The 18,137-nt window shown below is 46.0% G+C and carries 9 protein-coding genes; 1 reads left to right on the top strand and 8 read right to left on the bottom strand.

What is annotated here, in order from left to right; all coding sequences use genetic code 11:
- The 7 genes from QMA41_RS11815 to QMA41_RS11785 all read right to left on the bottom strand — a co-directional run bounded on the left by QMA41_RS11815 (position 1) and on the right by QMA41_RS11785 (position 7,405).
- Positions 1-501 (bottom strand): DapH/DapD/GlmU-related protein, encoded by a 501-nt coding sequence (locus QMA41_RS11815; RefSeq protein ID WP_006960413.1) that lies wholly within the window; start codon positions 499-501, stop codon positions 1-3.
- On the bottom strand, positions 494-1,738 hold the full coding sequence (locus QMA41_RS11810; RefSeq protein WP_281629750.1) for a VpsF family polysaccharide biosynthesis protein: 1,245 nt from the start codon (positions 1,736-1,738) through the stop codon (positions 494-496). Before QMA41_RS11810 ends, QMA41_RS11815 begins: the two co-directional genes overlap by 8 nt.
- Positions 1,728-3,158 (bottom strand): oligosaccharide flippase family protein, encoded by a 1,431-nt coding sequence (locus QMA41_RS11805; protein ID WP_281629749.1) that lies wholly within the window; start codon positions 3,156-3,158, stop codon positions 1,728-1,730. Before QMA41_RS11805 ends, QMA41_RS11810 begins: the two co-directional genes overlap by 11 nt.
- Positions 3,155-4,288, bottom strand: a complete 1,134-nt coding sequence (locus QMA41_RS11800) for a VpsD family glycosyltransferase (RefSeq protein ID WP_281629748.1) — start codon at positions 4,286-4,288, stop codon at positions 3,155-3,157. The genes QMA41_RS11805 and QMA41_RS11800 overlap by 4 nt, the downstream gene beginning before the upstream one ends.
- 65 nt (positions 4,289-4,353) lie before the next feature.
- Positions 4,354-5,595 carry a UDP-N-acetyl-D-mannosamine dehydrogenase VpsB gene (gene vpsB, locus QMA41_RS11795; RefSeq protein ID WP_281629747.1) on the bottom strand — a complete coding sequence of 414 codons (1,242 nt, stop codon included), beginning with the start codon at positions 5,593-5,595 and terminating at the stop codon, positions 4,354-4,356.
- Between the two features lie 17 nt (positions 5,596-5,612).
- Positions 5,613-6,731, bottom strand: coding sequence for a UDP-N-acetylglucosamine 2-epimerase (non-hydrolyzing) (wecB, locus tag QMA41_RS11790; RefSeq protein ID WP_281629746.1), 1,119 nt, complete (start codon positions 6,729-6,731; stop codon positions 5,613-5,615).
- A gap of 209 nt (positions 6,732-6,940) precedes the next feature.
- Complete coding sequence (locus tag QMA41_RS11785; protein ID WP_021458205.1) at positions 6,941-7,405, bottom strand: low molecular weight protein-tyrosine-phosphatase; 465 nt, start codon at positions 7,403-7,405, stop codon at positions 6,941-6,943.
- Between the two features lie 418 nt (positions 7,406-7,823).
- Between QMA41_RS11785 and QMA41_RS11780 the strand changes: the two genes are divergently transcribed.
- Positions 7,824-9,152, top strand: coding sequence for an anaerobic C4-dicarboxylate transporter (locus QMA41_RS11780; protein ID WP_043010746.1), 1,329 nt, complete (start codon positions 7,824-7,826; stop codon positions 9,150-9,152).
- A gap of 69 nt (positions 9,153-9,221) precedes the next feature.
- On the opposite strand, the gene QMA41_RS11775 is transcribed toward QMA41_RS11780, so the two are convergent.
- A complete protein-coding gene (locus QMA41_RS11775; RefSeq protein ID WP_281629745.1) occupies positions 9,222-18,074 on the bottom strand; it encodes a cadherin-like domain-containing protein in 8,853 nt (2,950 codons plus the stop codon).
- Between the last annotated feature and the right edge of the window lie 63 nt (positions 18,075-18,137).

Genomic DNA, 18,137 nt, shown 5'->3' with positions numbered 1-18,137 from the left:
CTAACCACGGAGGTCCTGAAGGAATGGGGCTGTCCCTTCAACGTCAGAACGATTGTCATGGATGTCATAATCGTTGTCTTTTACCCATCCAATAATTTTGGCTGGAATCCCACCAACAATGGCACCTTCTGGGACGCTTTTTGTCACCACACTGTTTGCGCCGATGATCGCGTTGTCACCAACTACGATCGGCCCAACCAACACTGCTCCTGGGCCGATAAACACACGGTCACCTACATTAGGGACTTCTTTAAACGGCCCTTTGCCCACCGTTTTACAACCAATACCAATACTGCACTGCTCACCAATTACCGTTTTGTCATGCAGCGATACGCCGATACCTTTAACGACGAAAAAACTCCCTTTTCCGATATGACATTTAACGGGCACTCGGCAGTTATAGAACATAAAAATAAACAGCTGGAATAGCTTTGGAATCAGCGGGATTTTCTTCAGATAAAACCAGCGAGCAATTCGATAGATGGCAATAGCATTAGGCATGTGAGTAACCCGAATTTAATTGAGAATTTTGAGGAGCTGACAACTTTTCTCTCAATGACTTGCTTAAGTACAAACAGGTGAAAAGCAATAGCAAGGTCGGTGTTTTCGTCGTCAGCGAGTTGTTAGTGATGCTGATTACAGCAAAAGAGAAAACGCTCATTCTTTCAATAAGGTTTCCTGTCATCGCAAAATAAGTAAGTGGTACATAAACCACTAAGAACAAGGGAATAGTTCCTACGAGTCCAAAGGTGAATATCCAGCCAATGAGATAGTTTTCGATTACATTGATGCCAATATAAAGCTCAATGGATTCCATCAAACGATGGGTTGCACCCAGCAACCATTCACGAAGGCTAAGTTGATCAATGAGGTAAAACACGTTTAATCGTGCTGACGCACTGCCATCAATATAGAGTTTTGATGCAATTCGTTCCGTAATTCCAGACTCAACCAGCAGGTACGCGCCAGCCCAGAAAGCGAAATATCCAACCAGCATGAATAATGCGATTTTTTGTTTATTGTCAGGGATGCCCTGCGTGATGGCTTTCCACAGCATGGGAGCAAAAGACACGGATACCGCACAAATAAAGATGGCTAACGCAGCTCTACCACCAAACGCGAATAACGCTAACGCAACGATCAACATATACACAAAACTTGGTAGCTTGGTTTTGTTGGCGATGAGTAGCGCAATGCTGACCGTGATCAACGCATTGTTAAGAGGGTGAGTAAGAAATGCCGTTGAGCGAAAGAATGAAAACTCCTGGAACTCAACCTTGACCAGACGAAAATGGAGCATGTATTCCATCACAGCCACAAGCGAGTTAAGTAATATTAGATAGGCAATCAGTTTGAGCAGAAACGATTTTTGATTATCACTAAGGTAAGCCAGTAACGGCACGATCAAAACTGGTGCTAAAAACGTATTGACCAAATAGGCCATCCCTGAAGAACCATGAATGGCAAAACCATATAGGATCACGAAAACATTACATGCCAAAGCAATCAGCCAAAAACGGTAATAGCTGCCTAACCGTTGAGAAATTCCTTTCACCCCATCAAACAGAAAAACCAACCCAAACCCCATCAAAACCAGATAAGAGTACAAATGGATCTTAAACAGCGGTGAGCCCCCTTGAGATACGTACGGCACACCAAGATCTTCTAACATGTAACCGCCAAGAAGAATCGCTGATGTAATAGCGACAAAAGGCAATAAATAGATCTTAGACAGCACCTTGTCTACTCCTTAGCTTGAGTAGAGATGAGCGAACCTCAAAGCTGTTCAACAGCAAATGCGCTAAGCCATAAACGACTAAAGCAATACTAATCGAGACAATTAGAGCCAAGACATCGTTAATTTGCCCAAGGAATGGCTGGACAACAAGAATCGCTAACGCCATCACACCTGATGCGGTAACTGTTTTTAGCGCAGATTGAGGAGCCGGGTATCGATATCCAGCCTTCCAACCAACAAAGGCGGTTAGCAACAGGCCAACAAACATGGCCAATAGAATGCCGATTGCTGCTCCCTGCGCGCCAAGTTGAGGAATAAGAGCAAAAGCTGCCAGCACTTGAACGAATAAAACAGTCGCCATAATCAAAGGCACGTACTTGGTTTGTAGGGTGAACTGCAAACCATGATCAAAGAAATGCGCACGTAAGTTAAACAGTAAAGCGGCAGCGGCTACCAAGTAAAACGTTGTTAGGTCGATATCTGCGTAGGCGTCACCAAGGAAAATACCCACTAGTGCCGGAGCTAGCAAACACAGACCAGTAGTCGCGGGCAAGCTGAGTGCAAACAGTAATCCGCTATACATCTTGTGCTTTGCAATTAGGCGTGTTCTGTCTTCGGTAAGCTTGGTGAGTTCTGGATAAAGCGGTAGAGCAATAGCCATAAAAACCAACGCCATAATGCCGAACAATAGATTCGCAATCGCAGCATACTGCCCTGCTTGTTCAAGCCCAGTGAGATTGGCAATAAAAAGACGATCACTTCTCGCTGCCAGTATGCCCAGCAGGCCAGACAACATAAGCGGTGCGCCGTAGGAGAACAGCTCTTTTTTAAGCGCAGTTTCAGGCGTCACTTTTCGATGCCACGCTCCAGCACCAACACACATCGCAGCTCCTATCGAATAGCTCACGACTAAAGACAGCAACGCCATTTCTAAAGCGGGAAAAAATGATAGGAATAACACGGTTGTGAGTATCGACATGACTGCTTGAGTCATTACAGACCGGCGGTAGTGGCCGGACTTTTGGTTCACACGCGCATACTCAATCGAAAACAGATAAAGAGCTTTAGCGACAAAAAAGGCGTAAACCGCAAAAAAAACGCTCCATTCAAACTCAGTCAATAACGCGACCAAAATAACAATGACAAAGAAAGAGAAGAGAATATTACCAATCAACCAACGAACAACTGTCGCGCTGATCTGCTTCTGCCGATCCCGTTCCGCACTCGGATAGAAGCGAATAAGGCAATTGTTGATCCACTGAATTAATACTGAACGTGACGCTTCAACAATCACCATCAAGACAGCGAGAAAGCCGTACTCTTGCGGCAAAAGAAAGCGAGTCTGTACTGCTATAAGTGCAAATAGGCTTAGAGCAGAAAAGATCTGAACAGGAGCATAAGTGAGCAGCTTTTTGATCACAACAACTCTCCGTAGAGCTTTTGATATTCATCGACCACCGCACGTGATGAAAACTTCGCTTTCAAAGATTCAGTATCCACCACAGGTAGATTGCGCAAAAACTGCAAAACGTTTTCAGTTTCCTTGTCAGAGCCATCGGCCAATGTGTATTGCACACCAACAGCACGGAAGTAGGTTTCTTCTTCCTGCAAGATACCCACTTTGGTCGCTATCACAGGCAGACCTGAGGCAAGCTTTTCTAATGGTGCAAGACCAAATGTTTCCTCTCGCGAAAGAAATACTCCAACATCAGAGTCTGCATAAACCTGCTTAATCTGTTCAACATTCATCGGGCCAAGCCAAGCCATTTTTTCCGAGACACCTAACTCTTCTGCCAGCATGTTAAGCTCTCTGGCATAATTCTCATCGACAGGGCCAATGATCTTTAGCTCAACATTGATAGTATTTGATATCTGAGCTACCAGCCTGATGATCTGATCAACTTGCTTATTAGGAGAAATCAATGAGCAGGTCACTAAGCGCAACGAATCAGAAACAGAACGCGTATTCTGTTTAAAGAAAGCATCGTTGATTGGGTTTCTCACTTTGTGTGCCTTTCCACGCATTGAAGTTGACAGTGGCTCGTACAAAGCTTCACCGACGTAAGTCAATCTATTGGCAGAACGTAAACTGAAAGCAGGCAGTAAAGTTTCAAAAATTAAGTTATTGAGCCAACTGCGACTTTTTCGACCTACCTTTCCTAGTGAGTGCAGTGTAATTACTGAACTAGCTTTACGATTTGGCAGTAGTGGAAGACTCGGTAGATGGCTATGAATCACATCCGGTTGAAAGCGACAAGCAAGCTCACTTAGCTTAACGTTCTGAAAAACAAACCCTGGTACAGGTAGTCCAAATACTTTCCCTTTCTTGGGTATGAAAGTGATATGAGTTCGCTCATTGAGTTGAATTCTTTTGTTTAACTCTTGTTGCGACGAACCCACTTTGATCGCCAGAATTTCATACTCAAAACCTTTAGGCGCGCTGAGCTCAAGTGACTGAACTATTTGCTGGCAGACGGAGTCAACGCCACCGGCGTTATCACTTCCCCATTTAAGGGTACTCAATGGCATCACTAGTAGGACTTTTTTCATCATCGAACCTTTAGCGAGAAGGCTCAGAGAGTGAATGACTGAGCCACTTCACTCTCTGATTCATATCACGCCAGAACACCTCTTGTATCAATGACCACTTTCTTACTGAAAGCGAGTTTGTCTGCGGCTTTAAACTGCTTATGATCGACAAGGACCACAACCACATTCGCTACTTCAAGAGCACGCTCCAGATCCATAAATTCAACTCCCGCTTTAACGAGGTTTTCCGGCAGCGAAGAAATGTTAGGCTCGACAGCAATCACCTGCCCAACATTTTCATTGGCAAGCTGAGTGGTAATGTCCAGCGCAGGGCTCTCACGCAGGTCATCAATGTCGGCTTTAAACGCCAAGCCTAAACACGCGATCACTGGCTTTTTAAATTCATCCGCGGCTTGTTTAACCTGATCAATCACCCAAAGAGGCTTGCCATCGTTAACTTCACGAGCCATTGCAATCACTTTTGCTTCATCTGGGCAGCTGTTGACGATGAACCATGGGTCAACAGCGATACAGTGTCCACCGACACCAGGTCCTGGATTAAGAATATTTACGCGTGGATGGCGATTAGAAAGCTTGATCAATTCCCAAACATTGATCTTCAACTTTTCACAAATAAGGGACAGTTCATTGGCGAAAGCAATGTTCACATCACGGAATGAGTTTTCAGTCAGTTTAGCCATTTCCGCCGTACGAGAATTCGTAAGAATACATTCTCCGCGCACAAAGGTTTGGTATAGTTCAACTGCACGCTTGTTACAGGCATCGCTCATGCCGCCAATCACGCGATCGTTGCTAACCAATTCCTGTAGAACATAACCCGGTAATACGCGCTCAGGGCAATGTGCAACTTTAATATCAGCAGCATCTCCGCTTTGCTGTGGGAACGTCAGCTCAGGGCGAGCTTCTGCTAACCAGCCAGCCATTTTCTCAGTAGCACCCACTGGTGACGTACTTTCCAAAACCACTAAGTTGCCTTTTTCAAGCACTGGTGCAATTGCCTTTGCGGCACTCTCTATGTAACTCAAATCAGGCTCGTGGTTGTCACCTTTAAATGGTGTTGGAACCGCAACCATAAACGCATCGGCTGCTTCAGGAACGGTTGTTGCCTTTAGTTTACCTGTCATTACAGCACTGCGAACAACGATATCCAAATCCGGCTCAACGATATGAATCTCACCTTGATTGATGGTGTCCACCGCATGCTGATTGACATCAATACCAATAACTTCAATTCCGCGTGAAGCAATAACCGCAGCTGTTGGTAAGCCGATATAGCCTAAGCCTACAACTGAAACCTTGTTAAACATTGTGTGTTCCTTAATCTTTAAAGCGCTAAAATATCTGCAATTCTTTGACAAGCCTGCCCATCACCATACGGGTTGTGGGCCTGACTCATGGATTCATAGGCTGTTTGATCAGTCAAAAGCTGAGTGAGCTCGCGACAAATCAAATCGCTGTCCGTACCTACCAGTTTGACCGTTCCCGCTTCCACAGCTTCAGGTCTTTCAGTGGTATCTCGCATAACCAAAACGGGTTTACCGAGAGATGGAGCCTCTTCCTGTATACCGCCAGAGTCCGTCAATATGATGTGAGCCTTATTCATCAGATAAACAAATGGCAGATACTGTTGAGGCTCCACTAAATGGATGTTTGGAATGTTTTTGAGTAAGCGATTGACTGGTTCTTGTACGTTCGGGTTTAGATGAACCGGATACAAGATCTGGCAATCTGGATGACGCAATGCCGTATCAGACAGCGCCTGACAGATACGCTCAAAGCCGCCACCAAAGCTCTCTCTTCTATGACCAGTCACCAGAATCAGTTTCTTGTCGGATTCAAGCATTGGGAACACGCTGTCTAGTGTCGCTCTAAGATCTGAATCGTTTTCAACCTTGTCGCGGATCATGAACAGCGCATCGATAACCGTATTACCCGTCACATGAACATCCGTGGCAGGCACGTTTTCATCAACCAGATTCTGTAAAGAGGTTTTTGTGGGCGCGAAATGGAATTTCGTTAGGCAACCTGTAAGTTTTCGGTTCCCTTCTTCAGGCCATGGAGAGTAGATGTTTCCAGTTCGAAGACCAGCTTCAACATGGCCAACCTGAATTTGCTGGTAATACGAGGCGAGCGTCGCGCCCAGAGTTGTTGCCGTGTCACCGTGAACCAAAACAACATCAGGTTTAAATTCGCTAAGAACCTTTTCCATCCCCGTTAAAATCTTGGTTGTCACCGTTGTCAGTGTTTGACCCGGTTCCATAATATCGAGGTCATAGTCCGGTTCGACGTGGAAAAGCTCTAATACCTGATGCAGCATTTCTCTGTGCTGCCCAGTTACACATACTTTGGTTTCAAATCGAGAATCACTTTTCATTTGATGAACCAAAGGCGCCATTTTTATTGCTTCTGGTCGCGTACCAAACGTAATCAAAACCTTTTTCACAACACTTGTTCCCTGAATTAAGCCAAGAGTCATTTATCGCTATCGATAAAAATTCAAATAATACTTACCCAACCGAACCTGAGCCCGGCAAGACAATAGGAAAATAAATACAAAAATAAAAAAGAGTCTTATATATAAGAAAGACTCAATATCAATTAATAAACAGTTCTTCTGATGTGTCTCATTTTTAATAACTGGAAAAATTAAATTTATGCCGCTATTGACGTAATATAATTGAGTACACCGTCACTTCCCTGTTCAATCAGCTCAAAGGCCTTCTGGTGACGAACTTGACTCCCTTTATATGGGTCGGGGATTTCTTTTTCATCAACATCGGAATACGAAAGAAACAACGCAAGTTTGTTTCTGTACTCCCTAGGGCAGAGGTCATATAACGCAGCCAAGTTTGCCTTATCTGCTGCTAACACCATGTCATAGTTAGAAAAATCATTTTTCGTCACTTGTGTTGCAGTCAAACCATTCAGGTCATAACCGTGCTGGCTCGCTAATGATTGAACCTGTCTGTCTGGCGAGTTGCCAACCTGATCTCGAATAGTGCCAGCACTGGCAATATTGAGTACTAAGCCACGCTGCTGTGCTTTTGTTTTCAGAACAACTTCAGCAAGTGGTGATCGGCATATATTACCCATACAAACAATAAGGATCGAAGGCATACTTTCCATAGCGACTAACCAAATTTTATATATATTTTTCCAAACTATAAATCGGCTATAGGTTATCTTATTGATGTAATCTAAGTTGTCTCAATTTTGAGTATATAAAATAATTGCTAAACAATATTTGAGTTATTATTCCAATTATAATCCGCCACACTTGTATGCAAATACATTCTTCTACTAAGAAGAACGACTTTCCAAAAGCACATTACAACTTAGCCGCTACTTATCTATAGCGTTCCAATTGTGTGAAATTATTGTTAACCGTCAGTAAGTTGCATTGATATCCCTGTGAGCAACGTCTTAGAAAGCACTTTCCATTTTTGCTCATCTGTATTGTGTGACCATCAGCGAAGAAATTATCCGTCAGCTTCTGACAATGTCATTATCCACAATAATTTTAAGGAATTACTCTATGTTGTATTTTGAGTTTCTCTTCCTGCTGTTAATGCTCTATATCGGTTCACGCTATGGTGGTATCGGTTTAGGTGTCGTATCAGGAATTGGGTTGGTGATCGAGGTCTTCATCTTTAAGATGCCACCAACATCGCCACCTGTGACGGTCATGTTGATCATCCTTGCGGTGGTAACCTGTGCCTCTATCTTGGAAGCTGCTGGTGGCCTGAAGTATATGCTGCAAGTGGCAGAGAGACTTCTGCGCAAAAATCCCAAACGCGTGACACTCATCGCTCCTTTCGTCACTTACTCAATGACTTTTCTCTTAGGTACTGGTCATGCTGTCTATTCGATCATGCCTATCATTGGGGATGTGGCGTTGAAAAATGGTATTCGTCCTGAGCGACCCATGGCTGCTTCTTCAGTGGCTTCTCAGATAGCGATTACCGCGTCACCTATATCGGCGGCTGTGGTCTACTACCTCGCTCAGCTTGCTGACATTCAGCATGACATCACTTTGCTATCCATCCTGATGGTGACAGTTCCTGCAACGCTGTTTGGTACTCTGCTGATGTCTCTCTATAGCCTGAAGCGAGGAAAAGAGCTGAACGATGACCCAGAATATCAAGCGAGACTCCAAGATCCCGAATGGCGCAAGCGTATCGAGAGCACAACAGCTACTTCTCTCGATGAAGTGCTACCTGCATCGGCTCGCAACGCAGTGCTAATCTTCCTTGCATCTATCGTAACCATTGTCATTATTGCGATGGTGCCGGAAATACGCACCGTTGTTGAGGGCGATAAGCCAATAAAAATGTCCGTCATTATCCAGATGATGATGCTGTGTTTTGGTGGTGTAATCTTGTTGGCAACCAAAACCGACCCCCGCGATGTCCCCAACGGCGTGGTTTTTAAGTCTGGTATGGTCGCAGCTATTGCCATCTTTGGTATTGCATGGATGTCCGACACATACTTTAAATATGCCATGCCTCAATTCCGTTCGGGTATCGTCGAAATGGTGACCAGCTACCCTTGGACATTCGCTCTGGCGCTGTTCATCGTCTCTGTTGTGGTCAACTCTCAAGCAGCGACTGCTCGTATGATGCTCCCTGTCGGTCTAGGGCTCGGCTTAGATCCTGCCCTATTGATTGGTTTGATGCCTGCCGTTTACGGCTATTTCTTCATCCCGAATTACCCTTCAGATATCGCCACGGTAAACTTTGATACTTCCGGCACAACTAAAATCGGTAAGTGGTATTTCAACCACTCATTTATGTCTGTCGGCTTGATAGGTGTGATTGGGGCATGTTGCCTAGGGTACGTGCTAGGCCAGGTTGTTATCGGTTAAAAGCATGAGATAAAACAAAGCGCCCTCAACCTAGCCTGAACGAGGTTGAGGGCGCTTTTCTATCCAGAATTACTGATCGTGGACGATAATGTGCTGATCAAGCAAAGTCGATATAATTTGCGACGAATCCATGCTGTTGAAGTCAATTTGTTGACCTAAATCCTCCACCAGAATAGTTTGCTCTCCATTTCCATTGCCATCAGGGTGCACTTTAAGTTCAATATCATCTCCATCAACTAACTTTGCATCCAAATGGGACAGTAAAGTATCCATATCCACATTAGCTTGCTTCAGTTCAGGTAACACTTCACGCAGGTCAATCTGATCTCCTTCAGCAATACTGAAATCGGTAATAGTGTCCGTCGCACCATCATCAATTTCATGCCAAATAAAGGTATCTTCACCAGTTCCACCTGTCAGAATGTCTGAACCTAAACCACCATCAAGAATATCGTCACCAGCACCGCCTAGTAAGGTGTCGTCGCCAGCACCACCAATAAGCGTATCATTGCCAGCTCCTCCTTCGATTCGGTCGTCACCGGAACCCGCCTGCAACTCTATACCTTCGTCACTTCCCAATAGCTGGTTATCTTGGCTAGAGGAAGAAACATCAATATCGGAGATATCATTGGTCACGTTAAGGTTGATATCAATAGGTGCTGATTCAGCCGTAGAGCTATCCGTTTCAGTCGACACCGCTGTCAATTGAATGGTATGTGCCCCTTCCTGTGCACCGACGATAGAGACGCTATCAATATCATCTGCAGGCACAACAACTTTACCGTCCACTGGAACCAGTGTTCCTGACGATGTTTCCACCGTTGATCCAGCAGGAAGTCCCGACAACTCCAGAGATAGAGCTTCATGGACATCCGTGAGTGCCGCAACGATCCCCAGTAGAGCGATACCATTATTGCTTGCTGTAAGGCTGGCATTAATGTTCTTCACATAATTGTTATCTGGCGCAATCGATAGAGTTGGCGCGTTGGCAACAGGCGTAATCGTGATCGGTTTTTGCGTTGTTTCCGACATCACCATGCCTGAAGGGTTGCCTGAATCCGTTGCAGTAATGGTGAGCATCACGCTGTCAGATGGGGCGTGCGTCGCATCAAAGGTTACACCTGTGCCGGCAGATGGAGAATCCAGCAGGGCATTCAGTTCACCAATAGTGCCCGTCAATGTAATTGAACTGCCTGACGACGGAGTCGCTGTGATAGAAGAGCCCGCAGGTATGGTTACATTCAGCTGTCCAAAATCGACACTGAGCGTGACAGTCATAGCATCATTAGCAAATGCATCGACATAGTCAGCATCGCTGACGGAGATTCCACCGATCAACTGGCCCGAAGATTCATTGATGATGGTCGTAATGTCGTCCACATCAATCTCAGGCTTATCATTTACCCCTATCACAGACAATGAAACCGTACCTGTATCTTGAAGGAAGTCATTGACCCCGTTCGTTGCACCATTGTCCTCAATGGTATAGCTGATGGACACATCACCATTAAAGTCATCTGCTGCCGTAAACGTCCAAGAAACACCGTCTGGGTTAAGAGTCAGCGTACCTTGCTCTGCGGGGACAGAGATTGACTTAACCACCAAATCATCACCATCAATGTCATTGCTGGCGGCAATCAACTGCGCGGCGGTGATCTGAATACTGCCTTCTTCAAGAATATCCCCTAGGTCAAGATCACCCGCTTGAGGCTCGTCATTCACTTCAGAGACATGAATAACGAATGACGTTTCGTTGGTGTTTGAGGTATCTGGGTTTGCAGCATCCACCGAACCCACGTTGCCTTGATCGTCGATGTGGGCCGTCACTTTAACGCCATCAGTGTCGATCAAATCATTGCTGTTTTCATCCGGCTTGAATGTAACAAGGTCTTGAGCAAGAGCCGTATTGACGTCAGCGACTTTACCCGTAATTGTCACAGTCTGGCCTGATGCATCCACCGAGACGGTGAGCCCATTGTTAGCTGCTATCGTGGTGTTTTGGAATAGCTCGCCGCTATCTACATTTAAAGTCAACGTGTATTCAGCATCGGGATCATCAAGGCTAGAATCCACATCGGACACCGTGAAGCCTTTAATCGCCACGACAGTATCTTCTGCGGTCTGAATATCAGCGATATTGTTGAACTCTGGGCGGTCATTCACCGCTTCAACATCAACGGCGACATCAAAGACCTGATTCGTTGTCGGACCAAGATATTCATTGCCATCCGCATCTTTATCCACCGATTGGACGGTAATTTTCAGGCTATCTTCATTCCAAGTCCCTTTGTTGTGATCCCCGGAATTAAACACAATCTTGTCGACTTCCTGAGCATCGACACGCAGCTCCCATTTACCATTGCCTAAATTGGTCGCAGGTGTCACACCATCTGGGTAGTAAATCGTCGCACCGTCCGGTACTTGCTCAACAGTAATTAACAATGTTTCTGGCTGATCCTGAGCAGAGTCACCTGGTAACAGATCGGTTTTATCAACGATACTCGCGTTGATCGCAATGTCGATATTCTCACCTTCATTACCAGTCACACTGCTTGTTGGGTCAATGTCTACCACATCGCCAACAGGGGTAACATCAATGCTGAATTGCCCTTGATGTGCAGTCGGCGCTTGTAACAGCTGCTCTTGTGTAAACACAGTAATTCCAATATCGGCAGTGCCACTGAAATGCTCAGCTGGGCGAATCGAAATCGCTGACATATCGATTTCTGTTACGCTCGGATCAGTCAATTGAATGACCCATTCACCACCACCACTGTTCTTAACTACAAAGTCAGACGAAGTACTGCTAACCGTAAAGTCATCAGGCACACCCGTTAGTTTGGCTGAAAGGAATTGCTCTGAGCCATCCGTGTCATTCAATGCGATCGACAATCCAGAACCACCTGAAGTGAGCGAAATGTCGGTATCTTCATCACCAACCACAACGATATTGTCCGCTGCGGTTGGCATAGTGACAGTATCTAGGACCGGCGTGATATCAATGTCCACGTTCTGCGTGAAGGTGCGCTCACTACTCGTATTGGAAACTTGCGTCGTACCTGTGGTATCAAAAGTGGTTTGGTCGACCACCGTGCCTTTCACTGTAAAGGAGATTGAATTACCACTGCTATCCGTAGGATAGTTTTCTCTAGGTACAAAGTACAAGCCATCCAATGCCGCCTGAATAACCGCAGGATCGTTAGAATCAACGACAAACACACTGCTGTCTGGCTGAATCGGGTCGCCATTCACATCAGCGAAATAACCCAAGCTAGAATCAGGTAACGTGATTTCAACTCTCGTCAGTGTTTCTTGGCCTTGATGACTATCGTTGCGAACATCTGCCAAATCAATATCAAGATCTAACTTGATAAGATTATCTTCCAGTGCATTAGCGTCCAGCTGAGTACCCGTGCCTTTTTCAACTGAAGTCGCACTCAGGCTTATTTCAGGAGTGACATCGCTGTCGAGAGGCTGCCCCTGCTCGCCCGCTCCCGGCGCTATATCAACTACCGGTGTCACAGCGACAGGGATATTAAGCTCAACACGATTCTCATCACCTGATGCTTTATCCGTGGTGACAAAGGTAATAGGCAAGTTGAAGTCACCTGCATAATCTTCAGGCAGTTCTAGTTTTAGGCCATCAGGAATAGAAATACTGCCGTCAGGGTTGATGGTTGCCTCAAACAGATAAAGATTATTGGCGAAATCGTACTCAGCCCCGATGACCTTCAGACCACTTACTTCTGCCGGAATATCGTTCGGGTCAATCACAATGGTGAACTGGTCCGCGACATGATCCGCAGTGCTCACATTGCTACCATCGACACCAATTTGGACAACATTGCTTAGCTGACTACTAAGGTCAACGTAGTTGTCTTCGACTCCTGTGATAATGGCGTCTGGAGTTGTCACTTGCTCAATAACCGCAGCTTCGCTGTTTTGCTCAATAACATCAGTCGGGAAAGTAAGATCCACAGTGGTCGATTTCTGACTCACTGGGCCATTCTCGTTTTCATCACCTTTATCGTAAACCTGAGCGACAAACTCAACGGTCAAGGTACTGCTCGGTAACCCATTACTATCGGTGTAATTTAGGCCATCAGGGGCGACAATGCTGAAGTTTTCTTCGTCAGTGACTGTCCAAGAGCCATCACCATTATTCACAGCACCTGTGACGAACAGTTGATCCAAATCATCGCCTGAAATACCGACAAAACGAACCACCACTTCTTTGACTAGTTCATCCGAACTCGGATCAAGATCTTCAAAGACAATAATATTCGCATCACCATTTTGATCGTTGATAGTGAAGTCTATACGACCATCATCATCTGCATCGTCAATCGTGGTAACAACAGCATTATTAGATTTAACCTGAAGATCACCATCACTCTCAACAATTGGCCTAACCACAACGGTGAGTGAACCCGTCACTTCTTTAGGGGCAACACTGTCCCCATTATTATCGGCGTCATGCTCTTCGATGACCAATTTGCTCTGTAAGTTCATGTCAACGCTAGAGTCTTCTGGCGGCTTAACACGCACGACAGGTTGGCTGGAGTTTTCGTCCAACCCAGTGATCGTCAATGTATTGGTAACGTCATCATAAATCGCGGTGCCGCCTGTGTAGTTAGCCACTGGAACGCCATCGATCGTAATCTCAACATCTTCAGGGAAACCTGAAATAGCAATGGATGAGACGAACTCATAATCACGATCATTGGTATCTGGTGCTCTGTCAGGATTCTCTGCATTTTGCAGATTCCAAGGGACGACGATAAAGCTGTCTTCGTTACCTGTAGAAGTCCTACTGTAAGCGTCATCACTACCACCGGCATCAATAACAGGAACAACTTTAACCAGAATACTGCCGTCAACTTCTCTGATGTGGCCGTCATTCTCCGTAACGATAACTTTCGTCGTTATGTTAATGTCTTCCGTCGAATGTTTTGGCGGTTCAACCGTAATACCTGAACTGTATTGCTCTTGAGTAATATTGGCCTGATAAATAGGGCCATTAGCATCACTACCTACATATACCAAGTCAATTGCACCACCATTACTGTCGTACAATTGAACGCCATCAGGAATATCCGAGAGAAGTACCGTTATCGATTCAGAGTTATCATTGACACCATCTTTTTCTTCACCCGACAGGACGGCAAAACTCAGCTCAATACTGGAGTTTTCATTAATGACAACCTGCGCACCTGCATTGCCATTACCGTCTGTGTAGCTGTACCAAGTATCAAGCTCAGCACCAGTGTCAGGAACATCTGGTACATCGGGAATGTAAGGGATGTCAGCGACACCTTTCACCGACACATGAACGGTTTTACCTGCACCCATTTCGACCACATCAGTGACCTGAGAACCGTCGCCAAGCGTTGCGGTATCTTTCACCACACCTGTCGCCTCAAAGGTAAAGTTCTCGTTGGAATGCAGAGGTGGCTGAATCTCGACTTTGTCTAAGTCAGATTGTGCAATCTCATAGTAGCTACCACTAGCATCAGTAATCAGGGGTAGTGGATCACCTGAACCCACCCAACGCACTTCAAAACCAGTTAGCGGCTGACCATTTTCGTCAGTGAAATCAGATAAACGGACATACAGGACTTCAGAAGTATCTCCCGGAGTATCGATGTCAGCCGTTGAATTGAGCGTGATGACTTTGTCGAGTGTAAACGGTTCATGATCTGCGTCGGGATCGACTGTGTTCTGACTCGCTGCATTATCCTCAAAAATGGAAATACGATTGACCGAGAAACTACTCTCATCCGCTACTGGCGTGACATTGAATACCAGCTCTTGCACAACGGACTCGGCAGTTTCTTTGCCAGAAACAGCATTGGAGCTTTCTTCGGTCAATGCTTTTGCGTCAAACTTAATCGCTCCAGAGAAGTTATCCCTCGGATTTAGCTGAACACTGTTGATGTCATCAGAGCTGATCAGATAAACGCCTGGAGATGACTCTGCAATGACGTTTCCTGATGCATCCAGTAACTCAAACTCGCCTTGACCTTGAGTCACTTCAAGACGGTACGTAATCGTCTCTGGATTACTGGTATCTTGTGTCACCGCACTCAAGTTGAGCGTCTGATGAGCACCATCCTCTGTTAGCGTGTATTCGTAGGTGCTATTGGCATCATCCCAGGTGGCAATATCGGCGACACTTTCCACTTCAATTCTGAAGCTCGAATTCAGCTTATGATCCAACGTACCATCATTGTCAATTTCAAGCTGGTACTTGATCTGGATACCTGATTCATCGGTCGAGTAGTTTCTGTCCGGTACAAAATACAGGTTGGTGATCGTGGTGATTTGATCGCCATCGCCATTCACACTCGATGTCTGATCAATCAAAGAGCCATCAATGTAGATTTTGCCTCTGTTGTTTGGTTCAAGTTCGACGTATTGGCTGCCGTCAAAGTAGTAGAAGGTACCGTGGTGATCTCCCGCCTTGATCGTCATGCCACCGATAGATTCGTTGTTATCCGCATCATACAAATTCGCTTGAAGCAAAATCTGTGTTGGAGAGTCAAGACCAGTGATACCGCTCTGGTTATCCTGAACGTTAGCGGTATCAACGGTATTCGGATTATTTGGATCGTAGTCAATCGACGGATCACGACCAGATTCTTCGAAAGTCGTAACTTTGAGAGCGATTGCTGACGCTTTCCTATCGACGATGGTCAGATCCAATTGCGCCGTTGAGGTATCTTTATCTCCATCCGTCGCAGTCACATCAATACTAAAATCAAACGTATCACCATCATGTTCTAGGTTATCGTACGCTTTGAAACGGATGTCACCATTAGAGTTGACTCTCAACTCACCCAGTTCACGGATATCTCGTGTTCCGTTACCAGTATCATACTCTTCGTAAACTTTGATCGTTTGATTGCCAGACTGAATATCGACACTATCGACATAGGTACCATTTTCACCGCCAAATTTAATCACCGAAGTACCGTCTGTAGTCCCTTCAATCATCGTAATAGCAGCGTCATCAGCCCCTTTATCAGTGGAGGCTTCAAACATATTCACTCTCTTGAAACCACTACCTTCAACTCTAGAAATCGAGTGGTCAGTCAACAATGGGACATCATCGACGACGGTAATAGGTAGAGTAATCGCAGCGGACTCATCTCCATCAAAATCTGTCGCCTTGATTGTAAAGTCTATTTGGACACTGTTTTCACCCGCACCGTCTGCATGATCAAGAGGTTTAAGTAATTCAAATTGATAGCTGTTGTCTGATGTATCAAAAACAATTCTAAATACTGGCTCATGACCATTTTCAGTCATTGCTGTATAGGTGAACGTCGTGCCACTGGTTTGGACAGCAGCCCACTCAAGCGCTTCGCCGTCAGCAGACAAACCATCTAACGTATCATCTGCATTAGTTAACTCATATTCCACAACACTGTCAGCGCCTTCAGCAATGACGAAGTTACCATTAATCGTGGTGTCTTCTGAGCGATCCGAGCCGATACCCGCTAGGTCATCTTCGTCGACAGATGTTTCCCCTGTCGTCCCCGTTAGTACAGGTTGATCATCAATGACTTCAATTGGTAGGCGGACAGCAGGTGAGATGTCGTTGTCTTTATCGATCGCAACCACATCGAACGGAATGGTCAACGTATCGCTGTTTTGTGCATGGTCCAAAGCTTTCAATTGGGTGTAAGTGTAATCACCGTTGTCAGACAGCACTAAAGTGAAGATCACTTGACCGCCAGCCACACCTTGATAAGTGGTCGTGCCAGCAACGCCGTTCACCTCAGAAATCGTAACGGCTTGCCCATTAGACGTTAGACCATCTTGTGCATCAGCTATATTTACCAACTCATAGGCAACAACACCATCAGCCCCTTGTGAGGTGACAAAACTACCTGTCGCAACGGCGACTGCACCAGACGAATCAGAACCTGCTGCCGTGTCATCTTCATCAACGACAAACGTGCTTGATGGGTCAATAGAGCGAATTGTCGGGCTGTCATCGCCAATCGTAACAGGCAGGGTAATACGGTCGGTGTCACCATCGGTATCAGTCGCCACCACCGTGAAATCAAGGCGTTCACTGTCGCTGTTAGCGTCATGGTCAATCGGACCTTTCAGCTCAAAGGTGTAGCTGCCATCAGGACGTAAAGTCAGTACAAACACATCGCCATCAGTGCTTGAAGCCGTGTACGTCGCCACACCATCAGCATCGATGGACTCAGAGAGCGTCACCGCTTTGCCCTGAGAAGTCAGGCCATCAATCGGGTTAGTGGTCAGGTCAAGCTTGTAGCTCACGACCTTATCCGCCCCTTCAAGCGTGGTGAAGTCTCCATCTTTGCTCACGCGTGTCGCGTCTGGGCTGGTGCCACTGGCTAAGTCATTCTCATTGAGGATTAACGCCTCAGCCGATGCGATGTTCGGGCTATCATCGCCAATCGTAACAGGCAACGTAATACGGTCAGTGTCGCCATCGGTGTCGGTCGCCACCACTGTGAAATCAAGGCGTTCACTGTCGCTGTTAGCGTCATGGTCAATCGGACCTTTCAGCTCAAAGGTGTAGCTGCCATCAGGACGTAAAGTCAGTACAAACACATCGCCATCAGTGCTTGAAGCCGTGTACGTCGCCACACCATCAGCATCGATGGACTCAGAGAGCGTCACCGCTTTGCCCTGAGAAGTCAGGCCATCAATCGGGTTAGTGGTCAGGTCAAGCTTGTAGCTCACGACCTTATCCGCCCCTTCAAGCGTGGTAAAGTCTCCATCTTTGCTCACGCGTGTCGCGTCCGGGCTAGTGCCACTGGCTAAGTCATTCTCATTGAGGATTAACGCCTCAGCCGATGCGATGTTCGGGCTATCATCACCAATAGTCACAGGCAGGGTAATGCGGTCTGTGTCGCCATCGGTCTCAGTCGCCACCACCGTGAAATCAAGGCGTTCACTGTCGCTGTTAGCGTCATGGTCAATCGGACCTTTCAGCTCAAA

Source organism: Vibrio sp. St2, assembly GCF_947311885.1.
Classification (GTDB): domain Bacteria; phylum Pseudomonadota; class Gammaproteobacteria; order Enterobacterales; family Vibrionaceae; genus Vibrio; species Vibrio coralliilyticus.
Note: the sequence above shows the minus strand (reverse complement) of the source record. Positions and strands in the feature narration are given on the sequence as shown.

Coding starts and splice junctions, on each gene's coding strand:
- QMA41_RS11800 (WP_281629748.1), bottom strand. CDS start 4,288: ATGAAAAAAGTCCTACTAGTGATGCCATTGAGTACCCTTAAATGGGGA.
- QMA41_RS11815 (WP_006960413.1), bottom strand. CDS start 501: ATGCCTAATGCTATTGCCATCTATCGAATTGCTCGCTGGTTTTATCTG.
- QMA41_RS11780 (WP_043010746.1), top strand. CDS start 7,824: ATGTTGTATTTTGAGTTTCTCTTCCTGCTGTTAATGCTCTATATCGGT.
- QMA41_RS11785 (WP_021458205.1), bottom strand. CDS start 7,405: ATGCCTTCGATCCTTATTGTTTGTATGGGTAATATATGCCGATCACCA.
- vpsB (WP_281629747.1), bottom strand. CDS start 5,595: ATGTTTAACAAGGTTTCAGTTGTAGGCTTAGGCTATATCGGCTTACCA.